Source organism: Microbacterium dauci, from assembly GCF_030065535.1.
In the GTDB taxonomy this organism is placed as follows: domain Bacteria; phylum Actinomycetota; class Actinomycetes; order Actinomycetales; family Microbacteriaceae; genus Microbacterium; species Microbacterium dauci.
Map to the genome: position 1 here is coordinate 365,367 of NZ_JASJND010000004.1, position 15,421 is coordinate 380,787.

The following is a 15,421-nucleotide window of genomic DNA, read 5'->3' on the forward strand; positions in this document are numbered from 1 at the left end:
CACTCAGTCGAGCACGATCTCGCGGCCGGCGGCCGCCGACTCGTAGATCGCGGTGAGCATGCGCATCATCTCAAGACCGTGTTCGACGGGCGCGATCTGCGGACCCTCGCCCAGACACGCCGCGACGAAGTGTCCGATCTCACTGTCGAAGCCCTCCTCGAAGTCGAACGTCGTGAGATCCACCTGCGGGGCGATGTTGAGGATCGTGTCGTGCTTCTCGGTCACGATCGTCAAGCGGGGCTCGAGCTCGGCGCCGCCCTGATCTCCGAACACCGCCACCTCGAGACGATCGGCGCTCGCGTGCAGCGAGTAGCTCGTCTCGAGGAGGAGCGATGCGCCGTTGTCGAAGCGGATGAGGGCGGTCGCGAGGTCTTCGACGTCGCTGAGCGTCGGGTCGTAGTCGGCCACCTTGTAGCGCGACAGCGACGTGACCCCGGCACGGTTGCCGAGACGCGAGTCGGTGACGCCGCTCACCGTGACGGGCCGAGGGCAGCCCATCAGGTACCAGCACAGATCGAGCACGTGCACGCCGATGTCGATGAGCGGGCCGCCGCCCGAGCGCGACGAGTCGGCGAACCAGCCGCCCGGGTTGCCCAGGCGGCGGATGTTCGTCGCGCGGGCGTAGTAGATCCCGCCGAGGTCACCCGCGTCGATGAAGGTCTTGAGGGTGCGGGCGTTCGCCGAGAACCGCCGCACGAAGCCGACCTGCACGACGCGATCGCTCTCGGCGACGGTGGCCGCGAGACCCTCGGCATCGGCGACTGTCTTCGACAGCGGCTTCTCGACGAGCACGTGCTTGCCGGCGCGCACGGCCTGATCGGCGATGGCGGCGTGACTGTCGTTCCACGTGCAGATGCTCACCGCTTCGACCGCGGGATCCGCCAGCAGCTCTTCGAGCGATGCGTACGCGCGTCCGCCCCACTGCTCGGCGACGGCGCGGGTGCGCTCGGCGACCGCGTCGAAGACGCCGACGAGCTCGACGTCGGGATGCGCGGCGTATGCCCGCAGGTGCTGACCGGCGATGCTGCCGACTCCGATGACGGCGACTCCGAGCCGGGTCACGCTGCCGCCTCCGTCGCCTCGCTGAAGAGACGCATCGTGTTCGTGAGGCCGCGCTCGGCACCGACCAGCGCATCCTCGATGCCCTCGAACTCGATCGAGACGAATCCGTCGTACCCCGAGGCGACGATGCCCTCGACGATGCGCCTCATGTCGAGGTCGCCGTAGCCGACGATCGCGCCGAGCAGATACTTGCCGCCCGGGGTGTGGTGCCAACCGTCGCCCGGGAAGCTGTCGCGGATGTAGAAGTCCTTGAGGTGCACGATCGAGGCAAGGGGTGCGTTGAGCGCGGTCGAGACGACCGCGTTGTCGTCGACCGAGAGGAAGTTGCCGACGTCGAGCGTCGTCTTGAAGTTCGGCTCGTCGACGAGGTGGATGAGGCGCCGCACGCGCTCGCCACCGTTCATGAGCAGGCCATGGTTCTCGACGCTCGTCGTGATGTCGTACTGAGCGGCGTAGCGGGCGAGCTCTTTCGAGGCCGCGACCATGCGGGGCATCAGCTCTTCGAACTCCGCTACATCGCGCGCCTTCATGCCCCACGGGGCGACATCGTGACGGAAGAGCGAGATGCCGAGCTCGGCGGCGACATCGATGTGCCGCTTGAGCCGAGCCATGCTGGCCTCGGCGCCCGAGCCCAGCAGATCCGCCGGGACGACGAGATTCGACAGCGTCACGCCGCGCTCAGCAGCGCGGTCGCGGATCGCCTCGACGAACGCGGGATCCTGGTCGAGCGTCGAGGTGTCGTTGCTGATCTCGGGCGACAGCGAGACGGTCGCGATCTCCATGTGGGTCGCATCGCTCTCGGCGATCCAGTCGATGACATCGAGAAGAGTCATCCGGCCGTCGCGGAGGTGCTGGTAGAACGAGTAGGAACTGAAGCCGAACTGCATGGCAGACCTTTACTTGTCGAGGGTGACCACGTCGGTGATCGGGGGAAGGGATTCGAGATGGGCTCGCCGCGCCGCCTGGCGGGCGGGATCGGGAACGGGGGCAGCGAGCAGCAGCCGCTGCGTGTACGGCTCGGCGGGATCCGTCGTGATGGTCGCGGCATCGCCGCTCTCGACGATTCGCCCGCGTCGCATGACGACGACGCGGTGGCTGATGTGACGGACGACCGACAGATCGTGCGCGATGAAGAGATAGGCGATGCCCGTCTGCTCCTGCAGGTCGATCAGCAGGTCGAGGACCCTCGAGCGGGTCGTCAGATCGAGCGCTGAGACGACCTCGTCGCACACGATGAGCTTGGGCCGCAGAGCCAGTGCACGCGCGATCGCGATGCGCTGACGCTGGCCGCCCGAGAACTCCCGCGGCAGCCGTCGCGACGAGTCCTGCGGAAGCCCGACCTGGTCGAGCAGCTCGCGGACGCGCTGCAGCGCATCGGTGCGCGACAGTCCGCTGATCGAGAGGGGCTCGGCCAGGATGTCGGCGATCGTCATCGCGGGGTTGAGTGACGAGTACGGATCCTGGAACACGACCTGGATGTCGCTGCTGAGCCCGCGGCGTTCGCGGGCGTGCAACCGTGAGATGTCGCGTCCTTCGAAGACGATGCGCCCGGAGGCGACCGGGGCGAGGCCCAGCACCGCGCGGCCGAGGGTCGTCTTGCCCGATCCCGACTCGCCGACGAGTCCGACGGTCTCGCCGCGCTCGACCGTCAACGAGATATCGCTCAGCGCGCGGAAGTCCGGGCGTCGCCACCCCTTGACGGGATAGGTCACGGCGAGGTCTTGGACCTCGAGGAGAGGGGTGTTCATGAGGTCCTCCCTGCGGTCGTGCGCTCGGCCCGCGGGGGTGCGTCCTCGAGTGTGGACGAGAGCAGCTTGCGCGTGTACGGGTGCTCGGGAGCGGCGAAGAGCTCGGCCACCGGCCGGGTCTCGACGATCTCGCCCGCGCTCATCACGGCGACCCGGTCGCAGATGTCGGCGACGACCCCCAGGTCGTGCGTCACCAGAATGAGGCCCATGTTGCGCTCGCGCTGGAGTTCGCGCAGCAGCCGGAGGACGCCCGCCTGCACGGTGACATCCAGGGCGGTGGTGGGCTCGTCGGCGATGAGCAGCTCGGGATCGCACGACACGGCGCCCGCGATCAGCACGCGCTGAGCCATGCCTCCGCTCAGCTCGTGCGGGTACGCCTTCATGGTCCGCGCCGGATCGGGGATCCCCACGCGATCGAGCAGGGCGATCGCGCGCTCGTGAGCCTCGCGGCGGCTGATGCCCAGGTTGTGGCGCATCGGCCGGATGAGCTGCGAGCCGACGGTGAACGACGGGTCGAGGTTCGACATCGGCTCCTGCGGGACGTAGGCGATCGTGGTGCCGCGCAGGCCCTGCAGCGACCGAGCGCTGCGCCCGAGCAGCGACTGCCCGTCGAGGGTGACCGACGTCGCCGAGGTGACCGCCTCGGGAGAGAGGAGCCCGAGGATCCCGAACGACAGCTGGGACTTGCCCGAGCCCGACTCGCCGACGAGACCGAGCACCTCGCCGCGGTCGACGTGCAGGCTCGCGCCGCTGACGACGACCTTCTCGCCCCCGTCGCCCGTCGGATACACGACGCGCATGTCGTGGACGCGCAGCAGGCCGGCGTCGGCGGGACCCGGCTGCGTGGTCGCGCGCGCGTGCTCGTTCGCGCTCGGACGCTGATCGGCGGTCGCGGATCCGTTCGCCGAACCTGTCGCGGACGTGGCCGCAGCGCCCGAGGTCTTGCGCGAGCGCAGCCGCGGGGCGATCGAGCGGTCGGTGCCCAGCGCATCGGCGATCGCCGTGCCGAGGACCGCGAGAGAGATCACCGTGATGCCGATCGCGGCGCCCGGCGCGAAGACGAGCTCGGGAGCCCGGTAGATCGTCTGGAACGCCTCGCTCAGCATGCCGCCCCAGCTGGGTCGGCTCGGATCGCCGAACCCGAGGAACTCGAGCCCCGACTGGACGATGATCGCCATGCCGAAGACGAACGACGCTCGCACGAGCACAGGACCGACGACGACGCCGAGAACGTGACGGAAGATGATGCGTCCGTCGCCGAGTCCCGACACGCGAGCAGCGTCGACGTACAGCTCGGAGCGGACGTTGACGACGACGCTGCGCGTCAGGCGGAAGAGGTCGGGCGACGCGAGGATCCCGAGGGTGACCATGGTCGGCGCGAGGCCGCTGCCGAGCGACGTGATCACAACGATGATGATGAGGATCTCGGGCAGCGACATCAGCAGGTTCGCGACCCAGCTCGACAGGCTGTCGATCCATTTCGCGTAGTAGCCCGCCAGCAGGCCCAGGGGCACCCCCACGGCGACGGCGGTCGTGATCATGATGACGCCCGCCATGAGGCTCACCTGACCGCCGTAGAGCAGCCGGCTGAACACGTCTCGGCCGCTCGCGTCGGTTCCGAGAAGATGGTCGGCGCTCGGGCCCAGCAGGGTGTTCGAGAGGACGATGAGGTTCGGATCATGCGGGGCGAGCACCGGCGCGAAGACGGCGCTCAGCGTGATGGCCAGGAGGATCACGGCGGAGCCCACGCCCAGGGGATTGCGGGCGAAGCGACGCAGCCTCCGCAGCGACGCGGGCGCGGAGTTGTCGAGCGCGATGGATCCGGGGTCGGGGCTGCTCATGCGGTACGCACCTTCGGGTTGAGCGCGCTGTAGGCGAGGTCGATGACGAGGTTCACGGTCACGATGAGCAGCACCGTGAAGAGCAGGACGCCCATGATGACGGGAACGTCGCTGTTGCCGCTGGCGTTGATGGCGACCGAGCCGATGCCGTTGAGCCCGAAGACGCGCTCGACGATCGCGGCCCCGCTCATGGCTGCGATGAACTGCAAGGACAGCATCGTCAGTGTGGGCGGCGCGGCGTTGCGCAGCACGTTCGTGAGCAGGATCTGTCGCGGCGGCAGGCCTCGGCTGCGGAGGGTGCGGACGTAGTCCTGCGAGAGCACCGTCACGACCGATGCCCGCAGCTGCTGCGCGATCGCGGCGATCGAGCCGATCGATAGGGCGATGACCGGCAGGACGATGCTCATGAGCCAGCCGGTGGGGGAGGTGAGGAAGGGGACGTAGCCCGTCGCCGGGAGCCAGCCGAGCTGGACGGCGAAGAGAAGGGCGAGGACCATCGCGATCCAGAAGTTGGGGAGGCCGAAGCCGAGCAGCATGAGGATCTGCAGGCCGCGGTCGATGAGCCCGGGGCGGACCGCCGCCAGCATGCCGAGCGCCACCCCGAGGACAGCGGCCACGAGCACCGCGCCGAGCGCGAGCGACACGGTCACGGGAAGCCGGGTCACGAGGAGCTCGAAGACACCGACGTTCTGCGCCGACGAGGTGCCGAGATCGCCTTGCAGGGCGCTCGTGAGCCAGTCGAAGTACTGCACGATCAGCGGCCGGTCGAGCCCGAGCTGCGCGCGGCGCGTCTCGAGCTGCGCGTCGGTGGCATAGAGCCCGACGGATCCTCGCGCGGGATCCGCCCCCGTCAGTCCGAGGAAGAAGAACATCCCCGTCACGACGACGAACGCGAGGAAGAGCCCCGCGAGGAGTCGCTTGATGACGAATCGCAACATTGTCGATAGTCCTCTCACGGGCGGCGGAGCGGGCCGAGGCCCGCCCCGCCGCGGTCGTGGATCAGTCGGCCGGAGCGAAGAACCGCAGGCTCGGGATGAGCTGGGCCTGCTGCATCGTCACGTCGATCTCGGGGCTGGCGAGATACACGTTCTGCTGCAGCACGATCGGCGCGAACCAGGCGTCCTCGACGAGGTGGGTGTTGAGCTCCTGGTAGAGAGCGGTCTGCTCGTCGCCCTGCGTGAGCGGGATCTCCTCGAGGAGCGACTGCACCGTGTCGTCGGTGTAGCCGAAGTTGTTCCAGAGCGAGGTCGGGGTGAGCTTGTTGAGCACGTCGGTCCACGCCGGGATGTTCGTCGAGAACGAGAGCATGAACGCGGGCTGTCCCTTGAGCGTCTCGAGTCCGCCGTTGGCGAAGCCGTTGATCGGGACGGGGGTCATCGTGATGCCGACCTCGGCCAGGTACTGCTGGACGATCGGGACGAGCGGCGACATGAATCCCTCGGAGTACGAGATCGGGATCTCGAAGCCCTCGGCGTAGCCCGCTTCGGCGAGCAGCTCGCGCGCCATCTCGGGGTCGTAGGGGTAGCGCTCGTTGAGCTCCTCGATCCACGCCTGCGACGCCGGGTTGAACGTCTGCGTCGAGACCTGCCCGAAGCCGTTGTAGTAGGTGTCGAGGATCGCCTCGCGGTCGATGGCGTAGTTGATCGCCTGGCGGACGGCGACCTCACCGAGAGCGGGCGAGAGCGTGCCGGCGCGATCCTGCAGGATCACTCCCTGCCACTCGCCGGGCACGGTCTGCACGGTGAGGCCGCTGGCCTCGGCCTGCTCCACCATGTCGGGCGTTGCATACATGAACTGGATCTGGCCGGTCGTCAGGGCGTTGAAGCGCGCGGTGAAGTCCTCGAAGGGCTTGATGACGACCGTGTCGAACGGGTACGCCTCGGCGTTCCAGTAGTCGGCGTTGCGCTCGAACGCGTAGCTCGAGCCCGAGATCGTCGAGCCGCTGTCGAGCACGTACGGACCCGAGCCGACGGGCTCGCTGCCGATCGTGCCGGCCTCGATCGCCGCCGGGCTCGCCATGTAGCCGAGATAGGTCGCGAGGGCCGAGAGGAGTCCCGGGTTGGGCGCCGAGAGCTGCAGGACGACGGTGCTGTCGTCGGTCGCGACGACCTCGTCGATCGAGGCAGCCGCCTCGGACGCGCTGCCAGATCCTGCCTTGCGCGCCTCGATGTTGGCGATGACGGCCTCGGCGTCGAACGGCTCGCCGTCCGTGAACGAGATGCCCTCCTGCAGGGTGAGAGTCAGCTCGGTCAGATCCTCGTTGTACTCGAAGTCGGTCGCGAGGTTCGGTTCGACGACGCCCTCTGAGGTCTTGCGCAGAAGCGGGTCGTAGACCGCCTCGGCGTAGCTGATGATCGCCCCTTCCTTCATCTCGCCCGGATCCCAGGAGAGCACGTCTCCGTTGTTTCCGAGGATGAGTTCGCGGGGCACGTCGTCGCTCGGCGCGGCGTCGTCGCCGGGCGAGCCGGAGCAGGCCGTCAGGACGAGTGCTGCGACGAGGAGGGTGGAGCCGAGTTGCACGATTCGCTTCATGATCTTCTTCTCTGTGTGTGAGAGGCCACGTTTGACTTCGGTCGGGTGATGGGGGGGGTGGTGCAGCTATGACACGCCGAGCTCCCGCGAGAGGGTCATCGCTGCGGCGCCGCGCAGCACGATGTCCTCGCCGAGGGATGTCATCCGAACTCCCACGGCGCCGTGGAACTCGGCCATCGTGCGGGCGCGGAGCGTGTCGGTGAGTGCCTCGACGAGAGGTCCGTCGAGGAGTTGCACGGGACCGCTGAGCACGACCTCCGTGAGATTGAGTGCGCCCACGACGGGCGCGAGCGCGACGCCGAGCCAGCGTCCCGCGTCGGCGAGGACGGCGTCGTGCTCGGCGGGCGCCGCGGTCTCGGCGAGCGCTGCGTCGAGTCGGGGCGTCGCGAGTCGCGTCTCGAGGCAGCCGTCCTTGCCGCAGACGCAGCGTGCCCCGTCGTCGCCGACGACGACGTGGCCGATCTCGCCCGCGGCGAACTCGCTGCCGTAGATCGCGGTGCCGCCCACGACGAGGCCCGAGCCGACGCCGTGACCGATCTTGACGAGGATCATGTCGGAGGCGCCGCCTCCGAAGCTGTGCTCGGCGAGCGTCGCCATGTTGGCGTCGTTCGCGACGACGACGGGAAGCCCGACGCGTGTCGCGAGGTCCGCCTGCACGGGAACATCGCTCCAGCCGAGGTTCGGAGCCGCCAGCACGACGCCCGCGAGGTCGACGATGCCCGGAGAGCCGACGCCGATGCCCAGCAGCGGCACCTCGGCCGCCGAGATCAGCTGGTCGACGAGCTCGTCGACCAGAGCGAGCGCCTCGGTGCCCGTGCGGCCGCGCAGAGGCACCTCGACGCGAAGCAGCACGGTGCCGCTGAGATCCATGAGTGCCCCACGGAAGAGCGAGTGCCCGCTGAGATCGATCCCGATGATCCCGAACGACGAGCTGGCGAATTCGATCACGGTCGCGGGCTTGCCGGGTCCGGTGCGCTTCGTCGGGCCGCCCTCGACGATGAGTCCGTCGTCGATGAGATCGGCGACCAGGTCCGACACGGTCACTCTCGTGAGCCCCGTCTCGCGGGCGACGTCGGCGCGACTCAGGCCCGTCGTCGAGTAGAGCGTCTGAAGCACGAGCGAGCGATTGTGCGAGCGGGCTTCTTCCGGCATGACCTTGCGCGTGGGGCGGAGGGCCGATCCGGGCTGGTGGTGGGTGAGCACAAGCGTTAGTAAACCTAACGAACTAAATGTCCACAAGGTGTTCTGGCAAATGTCATCGCGCTGAAACACCGCCGTTACAGGCGAGACAATTTCAGCAGGCTCGCTAACAAATAGCGGTGTCGCGGGTCAGGATCCCGAGGTCGCGGAGATTCCCGTGACCGCTGCGCTGCGCTGCCACAGCCTTTCGGCGAGGTCGGCGTCGTGGATCCGGGGGTTCACGTGGTCGGTGCGAGCGCGCTCGTCGTAGTACTCGCCGGAGACCCAGTCGACTCCGGGGACACCGTCGATGAACCAGGCGAGCGTCTCGCCGCCGCGCTCGGGCGTGATGAGCAGTCGACGCAGGACGGTCCGGTACATGAGCCGGAGGATGCTCGACGTCTCGGACGCGAAGTTCGTGGCGACGTTGCCGGGATGGAAGGCCACGGCCGAGAGCCCGCGCGCGTGGAACTTCTCGTGGAGGCTCGTCCGCCAGGCGCACCTCGTCGTCGACCACCAGAACACGCATGCGCCCAGTGTGGCGTGCGCACGCTGAAGCACGGCTGAAGCGGATGCCGGGCCGCACGCGGCCGGCTTGTCCTGAACGCACGGCGAATCGCGGCATCCGTTGTCGACCTCATGCAGAACGGGTCATGCCTCGCGGGATAGCGTGGAAGCGTGACCCCCTCGTTCGAGGCTCCGGCCGAAGCCCCCGACGTCGTCCGTGTACTCGCGGCCGACGGTTCGTACGCCCCGTCCGCCGGCGCGGAGCGGTACCTGCCGCTCATCGACGCGCTGACCGACGCTGAGCTCGAGACGTTCTACCGCGACATGGTCGTGGTGCGCGCCTTCGACCGCCAGGCGACCAACCTGCAGCGGCAGGGACAGCTCGCGCTGTGGCCGCCGTCCCTCGGGCAGGAGGCCGCGCAGGTCGGTTCGGTGCGGGCGACCCGCGCGCACGACCACGTCTTCCCGTCGTATCGCGAGCACGTCGTCGCGACGACCCGCGGCGTCGACCCGATCGACATCATCCGCCTCATGCGCGGACTCACGCACGGCGGTTGGAACCCCGCCGAGCACCAGAACACCCACATCTACACGCTCGTCCTCGGCGCGCAGACGCTGCACGCGACGGGCCTCGGCATGGGCCTCGTGTTCGACGGCCGCACCGGCACCGGCGACCCCGAGAAGGACGAGGCGGTCATCGTCTACTACGGCGACGGCGCATCGAGCCAGGGCGACGTCCACGAGGCGATGGTGTTCGCGGCGAGCTACCGCACCCCGCAGGTCTTCTTCCTCCAGAACAACCACTGGGCCATCTCGGTGCCGGTGACCACGCAGTCGCGCGTGCCGCTCGCGCGCCGCGGCGACGGCTACGGCATCCCGGCCGTCCGCATCGACGGCAACGATGTGCTCGCCAGTTACGCTGCCACCAAGCTCGCGCTCGACGAGGCGCGCGGCGGCGACGGTCCGCGCGCGATCGAGGCGCTGACCTACCGCATGGGCGCGCACACCACGAGCGACGACCCCTCGAAGTACCGCACCTCCGACGAGGAGCAGTCGTGGGCGCAGCGCGACCCGATCGCCCGCATGCGCACGTTCCTCGAGGGGCGCGGCGCTTCGGCTGCGTTCTTCGACGAGGTGGATGCCGCGGCCGCGGCCTACGCCGACGATGTGCGCGTCCGCACGAACGCGCTCGGCGATCTGCCCGTCGCCGCGATGTTCGATCACGTCTACAGCGACGCCCACCCGCTGGTCGCCGAGCAGCAGCAGTGGCTCGCCGACTACGAGGCATCCTTCGAGGGAGGTGCCGAGTGAGCGACATCCAGAACCTCCCGTTCGCGAAGGCCCTGAACGCGGGCCTCCGCGCCGCGATGACGGCCGACGACCGCGTGCTGCTGATGGGCGAGGACATCGGCCCGCTCGGCGGCGTGTTCCGCGTGACCGAGGGGCTGCACGCCTCGTTCGGCCCGCAGCGCGTGCTCGACACGCCCCTCGCCGAGTCGGGCATCGTCGGCACCGCGATCGGCCTCGCGATGGCGGGCTTCCGCCCGGTCATCGAGATCCAGTTCGACGGCTTCGTGTTCCCCGCGTTCGACCAGATCACGACGCAGCTGGCGAAGCTGACGAACCGGCACGAGGGCGCGGCATCCTTCCCGGTCGTCATCCGCATTCCGTACGGCGGGCACATCGGTGCCGTCGAGCACCACCAGGAGAGCCCCGAGGCGTACTTCGCGCACACCCCGGGCCTGCGCGTGGTCTCGCCCTCGACGCCGAACGACGCGTACTGGATGATCCAGGACGCGATCGCCTCGCCCGACCCGGTGATCTTCCTCGAGCCCAAGGCCAAGTACTGGATGAAGGGTGAGGTCGACACCGCCGAGCGCGCGCTGCCGTTGCACGCGTCGCGCATCGTCCGCCGCGGCACCGACGTGACGCTCGTCGGGCACGGCGCGATGGTCACGACCCTGCTGCAGGCGGCGGCGCTCGCCGAGAGCGAGGGCACGTCGTGCGAGGTCATCGACATCCGCTCGCTGTCGCCCATCGACTACGCGCCGATCATCGAGTCGGTGCGGCGCACCGGCCGTATGGTCTACGCGCAGGAGGCGCCCGGCAACGTGTCGGTCGGCTCCGAGGTGGCGGCGACCGTCATGGAACGCGCGTTCTACGCGCTCGAGGCGCCTGTCATCCGGGTGTCGGGCTTCGATGTGCCGTTCCCGCCCGCCAAGCTCGAAGGGCAGTACCTGCCCGATGCCGACCGCATCCTCGAGGCCGTCGACCGCGCCCTCGCCTACTGACCATTCCCCGCCGACATGACACGCGTCGCGCCCTCTCTTCCGCGAGAGAACATCTGCGCCCCGAGAGAACGGTTCGCACCCGTGCTCTCGGCGCGGAGTTGTTCCCTCGCCGGTAGCGTGGGGGCTCGATCGAAGGAGCCGACATGAGCACGCAGACCTTCCACCTCCCGGACGTCGGCGAAGGCCTCACCGAGGCCGAGATCGTGCAGTGGCGCGTCGCGCCCGGCGATGCGGTCGCCGTGAACGACGTCCTCGTCGAGATCGAGACCGCCAAGTCGCTCGTCGAGCTACCGTCGCCGTTCACCGGCACGGTGGGCGACATCCTCGCGGCCGAGGGCGCGACCGTCGAGGTCGGCGCCGCGATCATCACGATCGCCGGTGGCGAGGGCCAGCCCGACAGCGACATCGGCCAGTCGGAGCACGGCGAGAAGCCGAAGGACGAGGGCGCCGGTGCGGTGCTCGTCGGCTACGGCACCGGTGGCGACGTGAAGTCGCGTCGCCGCAAGCCCGCCGAGAAGCCGGTCACGAAGGCCGTCGGCGTCGTCGCGAAGCCGCCGATCCGCAAGCTCGCGCGCGACCTCGGGGTCGACCTCGCCGACGTCTCGGCGAGCGGCGCGGCCGGTGAGGTCACGCGCGACGACGTGCTCCGCCACGCCGAGCAGGCGTCGGTGTTCCGCAATATCCAGACCCCCGAAGCTCCGGCTGAGCGCGAGCTGTCGATCCCGGTGGCCGCGGCTGCGGTATCCACTCCGGCATATGCAGCGGATGCCGCCCGCGAAGAGGCGATCACCGTGAAGGGTGTGCGCAAGGCGACCGCCAACGCGATGACCTCGAGCGCGTACACGGCACCGCACGTGTCGGTGTGGACCGACGTCGACGCCACTCGGACGATGGAGCTCGTCAAGCGGCTGAAGACGTCGCCCGACTTCGCCGACGTGAAGGTCTCGCCGCTGCTGATCTTCTCGCGTGCGGTCATCTGGGCGCTGCGTCGCACGCCGATGATCAACGCGGCGTGGGTCGAGACCGAGAGCGGCGCCGAGATCCGGGTGCGCCACTACGTGAACCTCGGCATCGCCGCGGCGACCCCGCGTGGGCTGCTCGTGCCGAACATCAAGGACGCGCAGGACCTCAACATGCGCGGCCTCGCGCGTGCGCTCGAGAAGCTCACCGTCACCGCGCGCGACGGCAAGACGACTCCCGCCGATCAGCAGGGCGGCACGTTCACGATCACGAACATCGGTGTCTTCGGGATGGATGCCGGTACCCCGATCATCAACCCGGGGGAGTCGGGCATCATCGCGATGGGCACGATCCGCCAGAAGCCGTGGGTCGTCGACGGTGAGGTGCGCCCTCGCTACGTCACGACGGTGTCGGGCTCGTTCGATCACCGCGTGATCGACGGCGACGGCATCAGCCGGTTCATCGCCGACGTGGCATCCGTCCTCGAGGAACCCGCGCTGCTGCTCGACTGAGGCGCAGTCGGGGCGCTCTCCCGATTTGAGAACGATTATCAACACCGCCTAGACTGACGGCATGACTTCTCGCGTGCCCGTTTCTCTCGCCCTGCTGGGCGGCTCCGCCCTCGTCCTCGCCGGTTGCGCGACGGCGACCCCGGCCGCGGAGCAGAGCGACGCAACCCTGCAGGTCGTGGCATCCACCAACGTCTACGGCTCGCTCGCGGCGGCCGTCGGCGGCGACACCGTCGAGGTGACGTCGATCATCGACTCCCTCTCGCAGGACCCGCACTCGTACGAGGCATCCGCTCGCGACCAGCTCACCATCTCGGAAGCCGACCTCATCATCGAGAACGGCGGCGGCTACGACGCGTTCATCGACGGCCTCGTCGAAGCCAGCGGCTCGGATGCCGCCGTGCTGACGGCCGTCGAGTTCTCGCACAGCTACCCCGAGAACGAGGGGCACGCCGAAGAGGACCACGCCCACGAGGACGAGCACGCCGAAGAAGACGGCCACGACCACGAGGGTCACGACCACATCGAGGGCTTCAACGAGCACGTCTGGTACGACCCGCACACGATCGTCCACGTCGTCGAAGACATCGCGCACGAGCTCGGCGAGGTGGATGCCGCGAACGCCGAGACCTACGAGGCGAACGCCGTCGCGCTGATCGAGGACATCGAAGGGCTCGAGACCTCGCTCGGCGAGATCGCCGCAGCCCACGAGGGCGAGCAGATCTTCGTCACCGAGCCGGTCCCGGTGTACCTCGCAGCCGCAGCCGGTCTCGTCGACGCGACGCCCGCCGAGTTCAGCGAGGCCGTCGAAGAGGGCCAGGACGTCCCGCCGGCCACCCTGCTCGAAGCGACGAACATCCTCGAGTCGGGCGACGTCCGCGCGGTCATCACGAACGCGCAGACCGGCGGCGCCGAGACCACCGAGGTCATCTCGATCGCCGAGGCGCAGGGCATCCCGGTCATCGAGTTCACCGAGCTGCTGCCCGAGGGTGAGGACTACGTGTCCTGGATGCAGGCGAACATCGACGCGCTCGCGGGTAGCCTGACGGAGTGAGTGACCCCGCGGCATCCGATTCCCGCGGCGCATCGCAGCCCATCCTCGAGATCCACGGCGCTGCCCTGCGCCGTGACGGCCGCGAGCTCTGGGCCGGCCTCGATCTGACCGTCGAGCCCGGCGAGCTCATCGCGGTCCTCGGCCCCAGTGGATCGGGGAAGACCACCCTGCTGCGCGCGATCCTCGGCCTCGAAGACCTCAGCGAGGGCTCCATCGCGGTCGGCGGCAAGCCGGTGCGCCGCGCCGGCAACCGCAGCATCGGCTACCTCCCGCAGACCCGCCCGCTGCCCCGCGACACCGCGCTCCGCGGCCGCGACCTCGTCGCGCTCGGCGTCAGCGGGCACCGCTTCGGCCTTCCTCTCCCACGCCGCACCGACCGCGACCGCGTCGACGAGCTCGTCGCGGCGGTCGGCGCCGAGGCATTCGCCGACCGGCCGGTCGGGGTGCTCTCGGGCGGTGAGCAGCAGCGCCTCCGTGTCGGACAGGCGCTCGCCGACGACCCGCAGCTACTGCTGTGCGACGAGCCGCTCACGAGCCTCGACCTCGCGAACCAGCAGGCCGTCGTGAAGCTCATCGACCAACATCGCCGCAGCGGTGCCGCGGTCCTCCTGGTCACGCACGACATCAACCCGGTGCTCGGCAAGGTCGACCGCATCCTCTACATCGCGAACGGCCGGTTCACGCTCGGCAAGCCGAAGGACGTGCTCACCTCACCGGTGCTCACCGACCTCTACGGTGCGCCGGTGTTCGTGCTGCGCGCCGGCGACCGCCTGGTCGTCGTCGGGGCGCCGGATGCCGAGGCGTCGCACCACCACCACGATCACGAGGGCCACGCATGAGCTGGGACGACATCGGCGACGCCATGTTCGGCGGCCTGCCCGTGTACGGCGAGATCCTCGCGCTCGTGCAGAACTCGGTCTGGGCGGGCGCGATCCTTGGCCTCGTCGGCGGCCTCATCGGCGTCTTCGTCCTGCAGCGCGACATGGCCTTCGCGGTCCACGGCATCAGCGAGCTCTCGTTCGCCGGCGCCGCCGCGGCGCTCCTCATCGGCGCCGACGTCGTCTCGGGCTCCATCGTCGGGTCACTCATCGCCGCGGCGCTCATCGGCTGGCTGGGCTCGCGCGCCAGGGACCGCAACTCGATCATCGGCGTGCTCATGCCGTTCGGTCTCGGCCTCGGCATCCTCTTCCTCGCCCTCTACGACGGGCGCAGCGCCAACCGCTTCAGCCTGCTCACCGGCCAGATCGTGTCGGTCCAGTCGGCGCAGCTGACCTGGCTCATCGTGATCGCCGGCGTCGTCCTCGTCGCCCTGCTGCTCATCTGGCGCCCGCTGCGCTTCGACTCGCTCGACCCCCAGTCCGCCGCCGCCCGCGGCGTCCCAACGGTGGGCATCTCCCTCGTGTTCATGCTGCTGCTCGGCCTGACGGTCGCGGTCGCCGTCCACATCATCGGCGCGCTGCTCGTGATGGCGCTGCTGGTGACGCCGGCTGCCGCTGCGGTGCGCGTCGCGCACGGACCGATCGCCGTCCCGCTGCTCGCGGCGACCTTCGGCGTGGTCTCGGCGGTGGGCGGCATCCTGCTCGCCGTCGCCGGCACGCTGCCCGTCAGCCCGTACATCACCACCATCTCGTTCGCCATCTACCTCGTGTGCCGCATCATCGGCGCGCGTCGCGGCCGGGTTCAGAGAGCGGATGCCGCGCACCGGACCCAGCCCATGGCCAGCGCCCGCGGGTAGGAT

At 69.3% G+C, this 15,421-nt stretch carries 15 protein-coding genes; 7 read left to right on the forward strand and 8 right to left on the reverse strand.

Annotated features, from left to right (window positions below):
* Positions 1-3: 3 nt before the first annotated feature.
* The 8 genes from QNI14_RS06800 to QNI14_RS06835 all read right to left on the reverse strand — a co-directional run bounded on the left by QNI14_RS06800 (position 4) and on the right by QNI14_RS06835 (position 8,743).
* Positions 4-1,062: a Gfo/Idh/MocA family protein gene (locus QNI14_RS06800; protein ID WP_283715736.1), complete on the reverse strand. Its 1,059-nt coding sequence runs from the start codon at positions 1,060-1,062 to the stop codon at positions 4-6.
* Positions 1,059-1,949: a sugar phosphate isomerase/epimerase family protein gene (locus tag QNI14_RS06805; protein WP_283715737.1), complete on the reverse strand. Its 891-nt coding sequence runs from the start codon at positions 1,947-1,949 to the stop codon at positions 1,059-1,061. Before QNI14_RS06805 ends, QNI14_RS06800 begins: the two co-directional genes overlap by 4 nt.
* A 9-nt stretch (positions 1,950-1,958) precedes the next feature.
* The gene (locus tag QNI14_RS06810) at positions 1,959-2,810 is read right to left on the reverse strand and encodes an ATP-binding cassette domain-containing protein (RefSeq protein WP_283715738.1); all 852 of its coding nucleotides are present in this window, start codon (positions 2,808-2,810) and stop codon (positions 1,959-1,961) included.
* Positions 2,807-4,651, reverse strand: coding sequence for a dipeptide/oligopeptide/nickel ABC transporter permease/ATP-binding protein (locus tag QNI14_RS06815; protein ID WP_283715740.1), 1,845 nt, complete (start codon positions 4,649-4,651; stop codon positions 2,807-2,809). The genes QNI14_RS06810 and QNI14_RS06815 overlap by 4 nt, the downstream gene beginning before the upstream one ends.
* Positions 4,648-5,589, reverse strand: a complete 942-nt coding sequence (locus tag QNI14_RS06820) for an ABC transporter permease (RefSeq protein ID WP_283715741.1) — start codon at positions 5,587-5,589, stop codon at positions 4,648-4,650. Before QNI14_RS06820 ends, QNI14_RS06815 begins: the two co-directional genes overlap by 4 nt.
* A gap of 61 nt (positions 5,590-5,650) precedes the next feature.
* Positions 5,651-7,183, reverse strand: a complete 1,533-nt coding sequence (locus tag QNI14_RS06825) for an ABC transporter substrate-binding protein (protein ID WP_283715742.1) — start codon at positions 7,181-7,183, stop codon at positions 5,651-5,653.
* Between the two features lie 66 nt (positions 7,184-7,249).
* A complete protein-coding gene (locus tag QNI14_RS06830) occupies positions 7,250-8,299 on the reverse strand; it encodes an ROK family transcriptional regulator (protein ID WP_283715743.1) in 1,050 nt (349 codons plus the stop codon).
* A 213-nt stretch (positions 8,300-8,512) separates the two neighbouring features.
* Positions 8,513-8,743: a Rossmann-fold NAD(P)-binding domain-containing protein gene (locus tag QNI14_RS06835; RefSeq protein WP_283715744.1), complete on the reverse strand. Its 231-nt coding sequence runs from the start codon at positions 8,741-8,743 to the stop codon at positions 8,513-8,515.
* Between QNI14_RS06835 and QNI14_RS06840 the strand changes: the two genes are divergently transcribed.
* The 7 genes from QNI14_RS06840 (at position 8,742) to QNI14_RS06870 (ending at position 15,418) form a co-directional block, all read left to right on the forward strand.
* The gene (locus QNI14_RS06840) at positions 8,742-8,918 is read left to right on the forward strand and encodes a hypothetical protein (protein ID WP_283715745.1); all 177 of its coding nucleotides are present in this window, start codon (positions 8,742-8,744) and stop codon (positions 8,916-8,918) included. The two genes, QNI14_RS06835 and QNI14_RS06840, sit on opposite strands and share 2 nt — an antisense overlap.
* 122 nt (positions 8,919-9,040) lie before the next feature.
* On the forward strand, positions 9,041-10,180 hold the full coding sequence (locus QNI14_RS06845; RefSeq protein ID WP_283715746.1) for a thiamine pyrophosphate-dependent dehydrogenase E1 component subunit alpha: 1,140 nt from the start codon (positions 9,041-9,043) through the stop codon (positions 10,178-10,180).
* On the forward strand, positions 10,177-11,160 hold the full coding sequence (locus tag QNI14_RS06850) for an alpha-ketoacid dehydrogenase subunit beta (protein WP_283715748.1): 984 nt from the start codon (positions 10,177-10,179) through the stop codon (positions 11,158-11,160). Before QNI14_RS06845 ends, QNI14_RS06850 begins: the two co-directional genes overlap by 4 nt.
* A 143-nt stretch (positions 11,161-11,303) precedes the next feature.
* Positions 11,304-12,632 (forward strand): dihydrolipoamide acetyltransferase family protein, encoded by a 1,329-nt coding sequence (locus QNI14_RS06855; protein ID WP_283715749.1) that lies wholly within the window; start codon positions 11,304-11,306, stop codon positions 12,630-12,632.
* 61 nt (positions 12,633-12,693) lie between these two features.
* A complete protein-coding gene (locus tag QNI14_RS06860; RefSeq protein WP_283715750.1) occupies positions 12,694-13,683 on the forward strand; it encodes a metal ABC transporter solute-binding protein, Zn/Mn family in 990 nt (329 codons plus the stop codon).
* A complete protein-coding gene (locus tag QNI14_RS06865; RefSeq protein ID WP_283715751.1) occupies positions 13,680-14,522 on the forward strand; it encodes a metal ABC transporter ATP-binding protein in 843 nt (280 codons plus the stop codon). The genes QNI14_RS06860 and QNI14_RS06865 overlap by 4 nt, the downstream gene beginning before the upstream one ends.
* Complete coding sequence (locus QNI14_RS06870; protein WP_283715752.1) at positions 14,519-15,418, forward strand: metal ABC transporter permease; 900 nt, start codon at positions 14,519-14,521, stop codon at positions 15,416-15,418. The genes QNI14_RS06865 and QNI14_RS06870 overlap by 4 nt, the downstream gene beginning before the upstream one ends.
* Positions 15,419-15,421: the final 3 nt, after the last annotated feature.